Genomic DNA, 12,168 nt, shown 5'->3' with positions numbered 1-12,168 from the left:
TGTTTATGACTATACCTGAAGAAAACAAAAAATTAGATCTTAATCGTATCGTCTATATCGGCAGAACCTTTGATGAGTATATCGACATGTTTGCTCTGTCCGATGATTTTCTAAAAGGAAAAAGAATCCTGGATTGTCCAGCTGGAGCATGTTCCTTTACTGCCATCGGCAACAAAAAAGGATACGATATTACTGCCTGCGATATTGCCTATTATTATGATGTGGAAGAGTTGAAGGATAAGGGTCTTCAAGATATTGAACATGCCATGGAAACTATGAGGAATGTTCGAGATAATTACAAATGGGAATATTTCAAAGACATAGAGTCACTAAGGCGCCACCGACTAAGTGCTTTACATGACGTTACGAATGATAGAAGAGAAGCAAAGAAAAATTATATTCCAGCTGCATTACCTCAACTACCTTTTGAGGATAACTCTTTTGACGTCCTATTATCTGCACACTTTTTATTTATGTATGCTGACCGCTTAAATTATCAGTTTCATATCGATACTTTAAATGAATTACTAAGAGTAACAAAAGATCACATTCGTATTTTCCCATTAGTAGATTTAGAAGGGAATACGTACAAATCTCTTGATAAAACCTTGCACTATTTAGAAGAAATCGGCTGTACGACTGAAATAGTGCAAGTACCATACGAGTTCCAGATACATGCGAATTCGATGTTAATTATTTCGAAGGGAATGGAAAATGACAAATTATAATATTATACAAAAAATCGAGGAGTTATCTATGAATGCTCTTCCATCTATCCAAACAATCCTTTTGGATGGATGGATCTTACGTTATTCCAATGGTTATGCCAAGAGAGCAAATTCGGTAAATCCATTGTATTCATCTACAGAAAATGTCGCTAAAAAAATAAAGAATGTCGAACAGATCTATCAAAAGAAACAACTACCAGTTATCTTTAAACTAACCTCAAACGTCTTTCCTCATGATTTAGATAACATACTAGAAAATGCCCAATATGATCGTGTTGGATTAACTAGTGTACAAATACTTACCCTTGATAACATACAACAAGTACCTTCTAGAGCTTATATTACATTTCAAGATAAATTATCAGATGAATGGTTTATGGTTTTTTGCAAGTTCAATCACATAGACAAGTCAGCTCAAACTATCATAAAGACAATGCTTACGAATATTATCCCAAAAGTCTGCTATGTCATGTTGTTAAATGATAATAATGAAACAGTAGCATGTGGAATAGGTGTTTTAGAAGAAGATTACATAGGATTATTCGATATCGTCACGAATGAAAAGTATAGAAGAAAAGGATTTGGTGAACTATTAATCACTTCTATTTTAAACTGGGGGAAGAGTAATGGAGCGAATTATGCTTATCTTCAAGTTGTGAATGATAACAATCCAGCTCGAAACCTTTATCAAAAATTAGGTTTAAAGAAGCCTATCAATATTGGTATCGAATTAAAAGGTGATTGAATTCTTAATAGAACGGAGGAGCTATAATGAAAAATAAAATTCATATTTTAGGCGCATCCGGATCCGGCACATCAACACTGGGTTCTGCACTTTCTAAAGCTTTACCACATACTTATCTTGATACTGATGACTATTTCTGGATAAACAAATTCACAGAACAACGACCAGTTCCTGAAAGAAGGAAAATGCTAAATAACGATCTATTAAAATACGAAAATTGGATACTATCTGGATCTGTCTGTAAGTGGGGGGATAACTTCAAACCTTACTTCGATTTAGTTGTGTTTCTGTGGATTCCAGAAGAGATAAGACTTGAAAGGTTAAAGGTAAGAGAATATCAGAGATACGGAAAAGAAGTATTATATGGTGGCAGCAAATATAATCAATCAAAAGCTTTTCTGGAGTGGGCGGCTCTATATGATCACGCAGGAATGGAAGTTAGAAGTAAAACATTACATGAGCATTGGATGCAAGATTTATCTTGCCCTGTATTAAGGTTAGAAGGTGACTATTCAGTTGAAGAGCGTGTGAATCGGGTTTTAGAGTATTTGGGAACTCAAGGAAGTAAATTCAAAAAATGAACTAATATATCAAGGAGATGTCAATGATGTACGGTGTGTATCCATATTTTTTGCTTCAACTTATAATCACTTTAACTGTCATCATTGCTTTGTGGTTTCTTGTCACTTATTTGTTGAGAAAATGGCTCAATATAAATAAGGAAAGCTTACACTCTAACCAGCAGTTTAACATTGACTATAACCAAATATATTGGTCTATTCGTATCCTATTTCTATTAATTATGATCACAGGCTTTGTCATAAACTTGGAAAGAGATCCATTTGAAAGGTTTAAGTTTTTAGAGCCATTTTTCTTATTATTTATATATCTACTGGTAAGTCAGGTCACGAGAGCGTTTATCCAGTGGAAATATATTGGAAATAGAAATGTCGCTATCTATATATTAAGCCGTTTATTTCTAGTCATTGCTTTCATCATTTCTTTTATCATCACTAATGCATGGGGATTATTTTAAAAGGAGGAGACCAAGTGGAATTAATCTATAAATCTACTGTCCCAAATAAAGAAGAATTCTATTTACTATATGAGACAACAGGATGGAACTCAAATAATACCTATAGCAAAGAAGATCTATTCACTGCAATCACTAACAGTTGGTACTTAATTTCCATATATAAAAACGAAACATTAATAGGATTTGGTCGCATTATTTCAGACGGTGTATATCAAACATTCATTGTAGATATGATCGTGCATCCGATCTATCAAGGGAAGGGTATTGGATCAAAAATTATGTCTTTACTTATTGAAAAATGCACATCCAGGGGCATAAAATGGATACAACTATCTTGTGCAAAAGGGAAAAAGGATTTCTATAAACGGTTTGACTTTAAAGAACGATTACCAGATGCTCCTGGTATGCAAAAATTTATTCGGTATGTTGAGAATTAACACAACATTATATGTTTTAATCACTTAAACGACGAAAGGATGAAGTTTTATTTATCAAATTGATTCAATGTTCTGGTTTAAGCTCATAATATTATTATTCTTTTTTGTCCTTTTTCAGAAAACATTCGAAATTATGATGAGGAAGAGGCTGCAAGTAGAAAAAAGAAAAATTCTTTCTAATAGTTATGTGAATAAAAAACACGAGTGGGTGGATTGGACAATTCGCATTATATTTTGTTTAATATTGTTATTTCTTTTTGCCTTAAATGTTGCTTATTATCCTCATGAAGGAGACTGGGGTGAAGAATTATTTGCTATCTCCATAGCGTTTGTTATTGTATCAGAATTGGCTCGAGCTATTATGGAATGGAAATACAAAGAAAATAAAAATGAAGCAATTTTCACGATCAGTCAACTTGCGTTTAGCCTAATATTACTAAGCACTTTATTATTAACTAATGGGTGGGGATTATTTGGATAAAATAGCATCTATGATTCTACTATTAGTTTTTTCAGTCGGTTGCACTTTTCCTGAAAAAGAAGTATTTGAAGGTGAAAGTGAACATTGGAAAGGTAAATTAGAAATTGTGCATGGAGACTCAAAAGAGTTTTATGATTTAGTGATCACATATAAAGGTAAGTTAGAAGATCTTGCCTCGATGGAACAAATCATTCACACCGCTGAATTCGGAACAACTCATCATAAGCAAGAGATCAATTTTGAAGGAAATGCACCATCAGAAAAAAGTTTTGACACAGTGATCTCTCAAAAGGATTTAGAGGGTGTTAATCTGATAGAAGTAAAGGTTGAGTGGTTAGATCAGGAAGAAACATTTGAGGTAGTTAATAGATAACCGGTAATGCAGTGTATGTACGTAAGTGGGAAGTTCACATTTAATTGAGAGGGGATAACTTGAAATGAGTGGTGTATTATTAGTTCCCCATCACACTAAATATGCAAGATCCATCTCCAGGCTTTCTTCTGATTCAGCTATTAAAAATACTTTAGGCCTAAGTGATGAACAGACATCGGTGTTAGGTACGATCAATTTCATTCATTTTATTCTGGAACAAGAAAAGCTAGGAAAGCAATACTCCAGAGTAATCGTAAATCAAAAGAACGAGTTAATTGGCGTTATAACTTTAAAAGACATCGATGCTTTAAATAGAACTTGTCATATTGGTACATGGATTGGTCAAGCTTATTGGGGTAAGGGCTATAATCAAGCAGCAAAAAAGGAAATCCTTATCTATGCTTTTGAAGTATTAAAATTAGAGAATGTTTTTGCTGGTGCTAAAGTTTCAAATAAGCGGTCTCAACGTTCTCAAGAAAAACTTCCGTATGCACGAATTAACGTGGGAAATGAGTTTCAATACGAACAACAAAAGTTAGAAGCAGAAGTAAAAGAAGCCTGTATATTAAATGTTATAGAGAAAGAGATATTTTTAAACTGGTTAAAAGAGTCTTAAGTAATATTCAAAGTGGAAGGTGTGTTCAGTATGGAAAATGAATCAAATAAATGGATTCAAGATCAAAATCGCGACTACATAGAGCAATATGTTAATGATTTATCTAATGTGATACTAGTTGAAAGAGAAACGACAATATCCATTTTACTTAATATTTTTTCTTAGCATTTTGAAAGTTATAAAAATCTAAGAATATTAGATTTTGGTTGTGGCTCAGGTATTTTAACTCATAATTTATCAAAACATTACCCATCTAATAATTATGATTTGCTAGATGGTTCAGATATTATGCTGGAAAAAGCAAAAGAAAGTTTAAGTGGTGATAACTTCGAATATATTCACCAAACTTTTGAGAGTTTTATTGATGAACCTGTGGAAGCCTCTACATATGATTTTATTTGTTCTTCGAATGCAATTCATCACTTGGATCATACGGAAAAAGAACAATTATATAATAAGATGTACAAGGCATTGAAAAGTAATGGCTTATTTATAAACATAGATCCTGTTTTACCAAATTCAAGCTTATCTGAAAAGTATCAATTCCAATTATGGGTAGACTGGATTAATAACAACCTAAAAGATCATGGCAGTCAAGATAAAATTGGAAAATACGATCATACACCAAACAGCTATAAAGATAAAGACGAAAACAAACCTAGTAAACTCTCCACTCAATTAAGTATGTTGGAAAACGTTGGTTTTAAGGATGTGGATTGTTTTTATAAGTATGGTGTATTTGCGGTTTTTGGTGGCACTAAATAATAGTTCAAGTGAAAAGCGCGGAATCAAAGATACGTGCTTTCCTTATTAATGCAGACACCCCGACATCTCTGTACACAAATTATCGGATGATCATCTTTAATACCTGCTATTGTTGTTTATAGAGGAGGTCAGAAAATGGAAGGCTTAAAAGAAATGAATCGAGCTATGAATTATATCGAAGAAAACTTGACGAATAACATTGATTTTAAAGAAGTAGCAAGAATAGCACTTTGTTCCGAGTATCATTTTAAACGAATGTTTTCATTTCTTGCAGGTGTCACATTGTCGGAATATATTCGTCGCAGAAGACTAACATTAGCAGCATTTGAACTGAACAATGACAAAATAAAAGTGATTGATATTGCTATTAAATATGGCTATCAATCACCGGATTCTTTTACACGAGCGTTTCAGATGCTACATGGTATTACACCCACGGAAGCGAGAACTAAAGGTGCAAAGCTCAAATCCTATCCTAAAATGACCTTCCAACTAACAATTGAAGGAGGACATGAGATGAATTATCGAATTGAAGAAAAAGAAGCCTTTCATATAGTTGGCTTAATGAAAAGAGTGCCGATTGTTTTTGAAGGGGAAAATTCTGAGATTACTGAAATGTGGAAGTCTCTAAATGTAGAAAAAGTTAAACAATTGAAAGACTTATCGAACACTACCCCAAAAGGATTGATTCAGGCATCCACTAATTTTTCTGAAGGCCGGATGGAGGAAAAAGGTGAGTTTGATCATTATATCGGGGTAGCGACGACAAAAGAGGCACCTCATAATTGGACTTCCTTTAAAGTAGCTGCATCAACTTGGGCGGTATTTGAAGTAGTCGGGCCATTCCCAGAAACGTTACAACAAGCTTGGGGCAGAATTTATTCTGAATGGTTTCCTTCCATCAATTATCAACTTACAGAAGGACCAGAAATATTATGGAATGAAAACAATGATTTTGATTCACACAATTTTAGAATTGAGATATGGATACCGGTAGAGAAGAAATAAATTATCTGAATAACTGGATTGAGAATTATAAAGTAGTTCATCTAAGGAGCACAACATAGATTGAACTACTTTATTTAATTATTAAAAAGTCGTGATGAGCAAGGAAAAATATGTGTAACCAAACAAAGAGCGTTATCGTCTAAAACTAAAAATGGTGGCTTTGTATTTTTAGATAATCTTCAAGTGGTTTAGCCATAAAATTAACTATTCATGAGAACTTTTACAGTTAGGAGGATTTTATGAAACGGTTAAGCACTATTATTATAGTATCCCTTTTATTTCTTACCTCTTGTAGTTTTGCTGAAATGAAAGATGACAAGGTGGCGGGTGAGGAGGGTACAAACCAGCAAAACGAGCAAGAAATTGAGCATGCATTAACTAAAATAATTGGCTCACCATCAGCGACGTCTAATCCTAATGATTATGTTAAAGCACATCCCGAGGAATTTGCTTATATCGTAGGACAAGGAGAATTAGCATTGGGTTATTTTTTGAGCGAATTCAAAAAAACTTCAACAGATGGGTTAAGGGAGTACGTGATGGCTCTAGCATGTACTGAAATCTTAGGTAGTTTAAATCCAATTGATAATTGGGAGACAGGAAGAGCTTGGTATAACAGTTATAAACAATGATGCCGGTGTTTTTAAGAAACTATTTTTCAGTTTCTGCCACCTTTTTAAGTTCATTTGCACGAGAAATTATAAACTCTCTCATATATTTTTCTAAAAACAATTTGTCAGCAATTGAACCAATCAGACCAAATGGTGACTTGTACTCAAATCTATCTGTCATGATAGTCCCATCCTGTTCTTCTGAAAACTGATGGTGATGAGTAAATGAATGAAACGCGCCTTTGACCATAACGTCAACAAACTCATGAGGTTTTTTCATGTAGATTACTTTAGCGGTTAGCTTTTGTCTAACAGCAAAATGAGTAGCTTCCCATGTAACCGTATCTCCTTCTTTCAATAAACCTTGTGTAACACCACCCACCGCTTTCTCTTTTGTTTTAGCAGTGGTTTTCGTATGGACATCCACGTTTCTTGCTAGATCAAAACACTTATCTATAGGTGCGTGGATGAATTGACTGTGTTGGATAACTGGCATTAAAACTTCTCCTCTTTATGATAGTGAAAGATTATGGAAAGTTTATCTCTCTTTCAAAAAATGCTGATATTTTAATATAGTAGCTTACAAGCTAAAGGTCAGACATAGTTTACTAAATCATGAATATTCATTAATTCAACTATTTTGTCATTTTTATAATCGGCTCCAATTTCTATTCCATACCCACCAATATCCATATTAATTGCTAATTCTATATCTACTGGCGAATCACCAACCATAAAAGATTCCATTAAATTAATGTTTGGGTATTTATTGATTGCTTGTTGAATCATACCAACTTTAGGCTTTATACAAAGACAGTTTTCACTTTTGGCATGAGGGCAATAAAAAACATCAAGCACTTCAATGTTATGATGATTTAGGTCATTAATTATTTGTTTCGTTATAGAATGATATTGGTTTGGTGTGATATACCCCTCGTTAATAATGTATTGATTGGTTATAATAATAATTTTGTAACCCATACTAGTGACTTGTTTTAAAGTATCTATGGCCCCTTCTAAAAATACAGGATGTGTGATATAAGACCACTGTGGATCCGGATAATCTTCTATAATAGTCCCATCCCTATCCAAAAATGCAACCTTCATATTACTGCACCCCTTTTAAAAAAGAGATTACTTATTACCTGATATTGTCCCAAACGTTTCCTGAGAGCCATTTTTAAAAAGATTTACCTCTGAATAAGCTTTATCTAACTTTATTTCGTAAAAAAGTTCGTGTTCCAATGATGAGTTTGAGTAATCAGATGTCTCATCGCTCTTATATAACAGGTTTAACGTGTCAACCTCTTCTTCAACTTCAAATTCAGTAAAATGAAGAGCATTCTCACCTTTAACAACATTCGCTCCATTTAAATATACCAAAATTGTTTCATTGTGATTATCAAAATAGAGGTGAACGCCATTTTGTTGTTTCATATCTATAAAAAATGCTTGGATATCCTTGTTAAGACTACCTTTACTGGTTTTGGAGAAAGACAAAGATGATTCTGTACTACACCCCGTTAAAAATAAAACACCTAACATTAGTAACCATATATTTTTCAATGTAATTCTCCTCAACATGCTATTTTAGCTAAATAGTTTGATCATCATAGCATGAGTTTCGTTTATTTTTTTATGGAAGTGTAATCATCCGTAATCACACTCTATATATTTAATTATATATCATTCTATTAAATGAATGATAATCTAATTTTAGTTTATTTTAGTAACGATTCTTTTTAAAATATATTTTCATATAAAATAAGCATACAGAATTCTTAAAATATAGGAAACTGTCCATAAGAATTAATCTTATGGACAGAATTTTAAATTAAGCGGGAGAAAGTATTCTACCCTGTTACTGTTGATCATGTGCTTCGTCTTTAATTTCATCTCTCATACCTGAAATAGCTTCTTCTCTACGACGATTTTTCGCTACAATTTTTTCCTTTTCTTCTGGTGAAGCAAACTGCATGGTATCATGAGCTGCTTCAATATTTTCGATTGTGTCCTGTACTTTGTTTTGTAATTTTTCCACATTGTCTGATCTGTCATCTGGATTAGGGCGGTTATTATGGTTTGCCATTAATGTTCCTCCTCAAGTTATAATTATTTTTAGTATGACTATATTTATGGAAATTATGTATGAATCATCCCTAATGTATTTAGTATCTTTTTGGAATAATATGTTAGTATAAAAGAGAAAAGGTATTATTTATAAAGGGCAATTTTGCTATCACATGTCCTGAATGGTGGAGGATTCTTATGAAAAATCAGAATAACGTCTACATTATATCTGGTCCAGCAGGTGTTGGTAAATCAACAATTTCTCATCAACTGGTGAAGCAGTTTTATCAAAGTGCTTATATTTCAGGAGATGATATAAGCCACATGCATGTTAATGGGAGACAAAAGCCGTGGGAAAGCCAAGAAGAAATCACTTTAATATGGTCAAATATTTTAAGTCTTACTAAAAACTTTCTTCTTTTTAATAATGATGTAGTGATTGATTATGTTACCTTTCCATCTGAAGCAAACTGGCTAAAAGAAAATTTAACCGATATGAATGTCACTGTTCATTATGTTGTGTTGTGGGCGAATCAAGATATATTACTGAAGAGAGATGCGCTAAGAATCCCGGAACATCAAATGGGCAAAAGGTGTATAGAACTAATTCAAGAATTTGAGGATGCAGAAGTGAGTGAGGAAAATATTTTAGATACGAGTGAATATGAGGGCCATGATGTTCCATTGATAGTGAAAGAGATATTAAATGCACGAAAATATATCATGGTGTAATATGTCGAATAGCGTGTGTGACCTATTGATACAGGTGACACAGTTTTTGCTTGATAAAAGGAAAGAGTTTTTCACTGTTAAGGACTTCCCTTTTTTATGGGAGAATTTGCATGGTGGTACTAAGAATAATGCAACCTTGCGTTTTCGATACACCCGTAAAATGTATATAGAAGGATATGTACATATTAACGAAGTAGTGTTGTTTGTTGTACTAACGAGCATTAATGTTCAATAAAGGGAGGTGTTAATAATGAGTAGGGCACTTGTTATTATGGGAGTAATCTCAATAGTTGTTAGTCTGATATCAGGACTATTTATTGGAGATTTCTTTGCCTTTTAATTTCGTTAACAAGTGGGGTTTTAGTTGGCGTGCTATTCTTTTCATTTTCTCAAATTATAGATAATCAGTTAAGCATCTTATATCAATTACAAATACATAATGAGCGTGAGAGACAACTTCACACAAGATTTATAAAATGCCCAAATTGCGACAATGAATATGAGTATAACCTTACATCCTGTCCACAATGTGGGAATAGAAAATCAAAGTAATATGTAAGGAATACTATTCAATTAAAGGCGCGAATATTCAATAAGAATGTTCGCTTCTTATGCTAATGAAGAAGGTTTATGCAAGAAAAATACAGGTAGGGGATGGAGAACTATGGAAACAGGAATCAATTGTTTAGGGTGTAGATTATCAAATAAAGTCCAACCCATAAATATTGTATATGAAAATGATTATATAACTTGTATTTTAGACCATGCTCCTTTTAATGAAGGACATACCTTAATTTTACCTAAACAACACTTTGTAGATGTTGAAGAACTTGATAATGAAACAGCAAGTTCGATTATGAGTGCCTCTATTCTTCTATCAAAAGCTTTGAAGCAGTTATTCAAACCTGATGGGATTACTGTTACACAGAATGGCGGAATCTTTAATGAATTAACTCATTATCATATGCACGTTGTTCCAAGATATGAAAACCAATCATTTTCAGGTTTTTACAACGAGGATGCAGTATTAGATAAAAATATAAAAGAGCTGTCAGATACAACAAATTTGTTAAGGGAAGTAATTGATAATTTGCAATAGACTTATTCAACTATAAGGAGCGAATTTTGAATTAGGAGTTGTCGAATCAGTTATACTAATTCAATAAGAATTATAGCGATTCTCCGTTTGAAGAATCGCTAACTAACTCCTATTTCACTCGGGCAATCGTAATCCCATCCCCAATTGGTACAAGTATAGCGTCCAATTTCGGATGATCGGCTACCAATTGATTAAATTCCTTCATGATGTCAGTATGGCCTTTTGCTTCCAGCGTATCATCCACGACAGTGCCACGCACTAATACATTATCCACGGCAATCACTGCATTTTTTTCAGCAATGTTAATACATGCTTCTAGATAGTTCGGATAGTTGCCTTTATCTGCATCAATAAAGAAGAAGTCATACCGCTTGTTTTCCTGTGCTAGTGTTTCTAAACTTTCAAGTGCAGGACCTGTTAGATAAGAGACTTGATCGCCGAAGCCTGCTTTCGTCAGGTTGCTTTTTGCTAAGTTTGCATACTTTTCTTCTAATTCTAAAGAGGTAAGTTGTCCTTTCTCTTGAAAACCTCTTGCCAGACAAATACCACTGTAACCTCCGAGTGCCCCAATTTCCAAAATGTTTTTTGCGTTAGCAATAGATACTAATAGTGTTAGAAACTTCCCTGATGAAGGTGAAACAGATATGTTAGGCATGCCATTTTCTTTAATGGAATCTAATACCTCTTCAAGTAGCTGATCTTGTGGTTCAAACACAGTATCGATATAGTGGTTAATTTTGTTCATAATTTTCAGTTCCTCCTTTTTATCTTAGTAGATTTTGTTTCATCCGATATAAAAAAAAATTGCTAGTTATAGGCGAAATATTCAGCTCAATATATTTGGATGAGATTCCTCCAAATTTGTCATGGCACATATTATGTATTCTTCTAGTGTATACGAATCTATATGAATAAGACAACGATTTCACATTCCATATATTAGCAATAAATGATAAAATAAAGATAATTAACCTCCCAATAAAGGAGTTCTTTTATGCGATCAATAATACGATTTACTGCAGTTTCTTTGACGATATTGATAGGAATCACACTTCATGCAAATATAATACTTGCAACTTCTTGGGTCTATCCGTTCGTGGTATGGGAGGGCTATACCTATGAGGTGTTGGATGAAAAAATTACGGATGTTGATGAGGAGATTGGGTCTGTAACAAGATATTCAGATATGGAAACGTATTCAGGTAACTTTTCCAATACATATAAAAAAGGCACAAAATATTATGCCATTCAAGGGATCGATACTGCCAAAGCTATTGCAGTAGAAGTAGAAGATGGTATATACAAAAAAGCAGAAAGAAGAGGACCATTTGTAGCTGAGAAACAAGATCCATATATTTTTGTGGAAAAGATTATTGTAACCTTCTTTGTGCTAATTATTTTCTCTGTCTTGATTGCTATAGGTTTAACATTTAAAAAGAAGAACAGGAGGTAAGATGTATTCACCAT

General features: G+C 33.3%; 20 protein-coding genes and 1 pseudogene. 16 read left to right on the top strand and 5 right to left on the bottom strand.

The genetic code is table 11. From position 1 onward, the window contains the following. Window positions 1-5: 5 nt before the first annotated feature. From BN3107_RS13820 to BN3107_RS13770, 12 genes and pseudogenes are all read left to right on the top strand, one after another. Window positions 6-728, top strand: a complete 723-nt coding sequence (locus BN3107_RS13820; protein WP_058308232.1) for a methyltransferase domain-containing protein — start codon at window positions 6-8, stop codon at window positions 726-728. After that, window positions 715-1,473, top strand: coding sequence for a GNAT family N-acetyltransferase (locus BN3107_RS13815; protein WP_082631317.1), 759 nt, complete (start codon window positions 715-717; stop codon window positions 1,471-1,473). The genes BN3107_RS13820 and BN3107_RS13815 overlap by 14 nt, the downstream gene beginning before the upstream one ends. Window positions 1,474-1,499: 26 nt before the next feature. Next, window positions 1,500-2,054 (top strand): ATP-binding protein, encoded by a 555-nt coding sequence (locus BN3107_RS13810; RefSeq protein WP_058308231.1) that lies wholly within the window; start codon window positions 1,500-1,502, stop codon window positions 2,052-2,054. Window positions 2,055-2,077: 23 nt separating this feature from the next. Then, a complete protein-coding gene (locus tag BN3107_RS13805; protein WP_187371033.1) occupies window positions 2,078-2,509 on the top strand; it encodes a DUF4181 domain-containing protein in 432 nt (143 codons plus the stop codon). Between the two features lie 14 nt (window positions 2,510-2,523). Then, a complete protein-coding gene (locus BN3107_RS13800) occupies window positions 2,524-2,946 on the top strand; it encodes a GNAT family N-acetyltransferase (RefSeq protein WP_231735331.1) in 423 nt (140 codons plus the stop codon). A gap of 67 nt (window positions 2,947-3,013) precedes the next feature. Further along, window positions 3,014-3,427, top strand: coding sequence for a DUF4181 domain-containing protein (locus BN3107_RS13795; RefSeq protein WP_058308228.1), 414 nt, complete (start codon window positions 3,014-3,016; stop codon window positions 3,425-3,427). Then, window positions 3,420-3,800, top strand: coding sequence for a hypothetical protein (locus BN3107_RS13790; protein ID WP_058308227.1), 381 nt, complete (start codon window positions 3,420-3,422; stop codon window positions 3,798-3,800). Before BN3107_RS13795 ends, BN3107_RS13790 begins: the two co-directional genes overlap by 8 nt. A gap of 64 nt (window positions 3,801-3,864) precedes the next feature. Continuing rightward, a complete protein-coding gene (locus tag BN3107_RS13785) occupies window positions 3,865-4,416 on the top strand; it encodes a GNAT family N-acetyltransferase (protein WP_058308226.1) in 552 nt (183 codons plus the stop codon). A 30-nt stretch (window positions 4,417-4,446) separates the two neighbouring features. Beyond that, window positions 4,447-4,581, top strand: coding sequence for a hypothetical protein (locus BN3107_RS20230; RefSeq protein WP_262359962.1), 135 nt, complete (start codon window positions 4,447-4,449; stop codon window positions 4,579-4,581). Window positions 4,582-4,602: 21 nt separating this feature from the next. Continuing rightward, window positions 4,603-5,181, top strand: a pseudogene (locus BN3107_RS13780) (class I SAM-dependent methyltransferase); the annotation flags it as partial. Window positions 5,182-5,316: 135 nt separating this feature from the next. Then, window positions 5,317-6,189: an AraC family transcriptional regulator gene (locus BN3107_RS13775; protein WP_058308224.1), complete on the top strand. Its 873-nt coding sequence runs from the start codon at window positions 5,317-5,319 to the stop codon at window positions 6,187-6,189. 239 nt (window positions 6,190-6,428) lie between these two features. Continuing rightward, window positions 6,429-6,821, top strand: a complete 393-nt coding sequence (locus BN3107_RS13770) for a hypothetical protein (RefSeq protein ID WP_058308223.1) — start codon at window positions 6,429-6,431, stop codon at window positions 6,819-6,821. 19 nt (window positions 6,822-6,840) lie between these two features. Here BN3107_RS13770 and BN3107_RS13765 read toward each other — a convergent pair whose 3' ends face one another. From BN3107_RS13765 to tlp, 4 genes are all read right to left on the bottom strand, one after another. After that, window positions 6,841-7,296, bottom strand: coding sequence for an SRPBCC family protein (locus BN3107_RS13765; protein ID WP_058308222.1), 456 nt, complete (start codon window positions 7,294-7,296; stop codon window positions 6,841-6,843). A 98-nt stretch (window positions 7,297-7,394) separates the two neighbouring features. Then, a complete protein-coding gene (locus BN3107_RS13760) occupies window positions 7,395-7,907 on the bottom strand; it encodes an HAD-IIIA family hydrolase (RefSeq protein ID WP_058308221.1) in 513 nt (170 codons plus the stop codon). Window positions 7,908-7,934: 27 nt separating this feature from the next. After that, on the bottom strand, window positions 7,935-8,366 hold the full coding sequence (locus tag BN3107_RS13755; RefSeq protein WP_058308220.1) for a hypothetical protein: 432 nt from the start codon (window positions 8,364-8,366) through the stop codon (window positions 7,935-7,937). A 295-nt stretch (window positions 8,367-8,661) separates the two neighbouring features. After that, the gene (gene tlp, locus BN3107_RS13750) at window positions 8,662-8,889 is read right to left on the bottom strand and encodes a small acid-soluble spore protein Tlp (protein ID WP_058308219.1); all 228 of its coding nucleotides are present in this window, start codon (window positions 8,887-8,889) and stop codon (window positions 8,662-8,664) included. A gap of 179 nt (window positions 8,890-9,068) precedes the next feature. Between tlp and BN3107_RS13745 the strand changes: the two genes are divergently transcribed. The 3 genes from BN3107_RS13745 to BN3107_RS13735 all read left to right on the top strand — a co-directional run bounded on the left by BN3107_RS13745 (window position 9,069) and on the right by BN3107_RS13735 (window position 10,701). Then, window positions 9,069-9,602: an AAA family ATPase gene (locus BN3107_RS13745; RefSeq protein ID WP_058308218.1), complete on the top strand. Its 534-nt coding sequence runs from the start codon at window positions 9,069-9,071 to the stop codon at window positions 9,600-9,602. 46 nt (window positions 9,603-9,648) lie between these two features. Next, the gene (locus tag BN3107_RS13740) at window positions 9,649-9,837 is read left to right on the top strand and encodes a hypothetical protein (protein WP_148434736.1); all 189 of its coding nucleotides are present in this window, start codon (window positions 9,649-9,651) and stop codon (window positions 9,835-9,837) included. Window positions 9,838-10,266: 429 nt separating this feature from the next. After that, entirely contained in the window at window positions 10,267-10,701 is a 435-nt protein-coding gene (locus BN3107_RS13735) for an HIT family protein (RefSeq protein WP_058308216.1), read from the top strand. A 109-nt stretch (window positions 10,702-10,810) separates the two neighbouring features. Here BN3107_RS13735 and BN3107_RS13730 read toward each other — a convergent pair whose 3' ends face one another. Beyond that, window positions 10,811-11,446, bottom strand: a complete 636-nt coding sequence (locus BN3107_RS13730; RefSeq protein ID WP_058308215.1) for an O-methyltransferase — start codon at window positions 11,444-11,446, stop codon at window positions 10,811-10,813. A 249-nt stretch (window positions 11,447-11,695) separates the two neighbouring features. Here BN3107_RS13730 and BN3107_RS13725 point away from each other — a divergent pair, with 249 nt between their 5' ends. Beyond that, a complete protein-coding gene (locus BN3107_RS13725) occupies window positions 11,696-12,154 on the top strand; it encodes a hypothetical protein (RefSeq protein ID WP_058308214.1) in 459 nt (152 codons plus the stop codon). Window positions 12,155-12,168: the final 14 nt, after the last annotated feature.

It is taken from the genome of Gracilibacillus massiliensis, from assembly GCF_001458115.1.
Taxonomy (GTDB): domain Bacteria; phylum Bacillota; class Bacilli; order Bacillales; family Amphibacillaceae; genus Gracilibacillus; species Gracilibacillus massiliensis.
This window is presented reverse-complemented; position numbering and strand designations above follow the sequence as displayed.

Excerpts from the sequence above, each read along its gene's own strand:
- BN3107_RS13820 (WP_058308232.1), top strand. The coding sequence starts at position 6 with ATGACTATACCTGAAGAAAACAAAAAATTAGATCTTAATCGTATCGTC.
- BN3107_RS13815 (WP_082631317.1), top strand. The coding sequence starts at position 715 with ATGACAAATTATAATATTATACAAAAAATCGAGGAGTTATCTATGAAT.
- BN3107_RS13810 (WP_058308231.1), top strand. The coding sequence starts at position 1,500 with ATGAAAAATAAAATTCATATTTTAGGCGCATCCGGATCCGGCACATCA.
- BN3107_RS13805 (WP_187371033.1), top strand. The coding sequence starts at position 2,078 with ATGATGTACGGTGTGTATCCATATTTTTTGCTTCAACTTATAATCACT.
- BN3107_RS13795 (WP_058308228.1), top strand. The coding sequence starts at position 3,014 with ATGTTCTGGTTTAAGCTCATAATATTATTATTCTTTTTTGTCCTTTTT.
- BN3107_RS13785 (WP_058308226.1), top strand. The coding sequence starts at position 3,865 with ATGAGTGGTGTATTATTAGTTCCCCATCACACTAAATATGCAAGATCC.
- BN3107_RS20230 (WP_262359962.1), top strand. The coding sequence starts at position 4,447 with ATGGAAAATGAATCAAATAAATGGATTCAAGATCAAAATCGCGACTAC.
- BN3107_RS13775 (WP_058308224.1), top strand. The coding sequence starts at position 5,317 with ATGGAAGGCTTAAAAGAAATGAATCGAGCTATGAATTATATCGAAGAA.
- BN3107_RS13770 (WP_058308223.1), top strand. The coding sequence starts at position 6,429 with ATGAAACGGTTAAGCACTATTATTATAGTATCCCTTTTATTTCTTACC.
- BN3107_RS13765 (WP_058308222.1), bottom strand. The coding sequence starts at position 7,296 with ATGCCAGTTATCCAACACAGTCAATTCATCCACGCACCTATAGATAAG.
- BN3107_RS13760 (WP_058308221.1), bottom strand. The coding sequence starts at position 7,907 with ATGAAGGTTGCATTTTTGGATAGGGATGGGACTATTATAGAAGATTAT.
- tlp (WP_058308219.1), bottom strand. The coding sequence starts at position 8,889 with ATGGCAAACCATAATAACCGCCCTAATCCAGATGACAGATCAGACAAT.
- BN3107_RS13745 (WP_058308218.1), top strand. The coding sequence starts at position 9,069 with ATGAAAAATCAGAATAACGTCTACATTATATCTGGTCCAGCAGGTGTT.
- BN3107_RS13735 (WP_058308216.1), top strand. The coding sequence starts at position 10,267 with ATGGAAACAGGAATCAATTGTTTAGGGTGTAGATTATCAAATAAAGTC.
- BN3107_RS13730 (WP_058308215.1), bottom strand. The coding sequence starts at position 11,446 with ATGAACAAAATTAACCACTATATCGATACTGTGTTTGAACCACAAGAT.
- BN3107_RS13725 (WP_058308214.1), top strand. The coding sequence starts at position 11,696 with ATGCGATCAATAATACGATTTACTGCAGTTTCTTTGACGATATTGATA.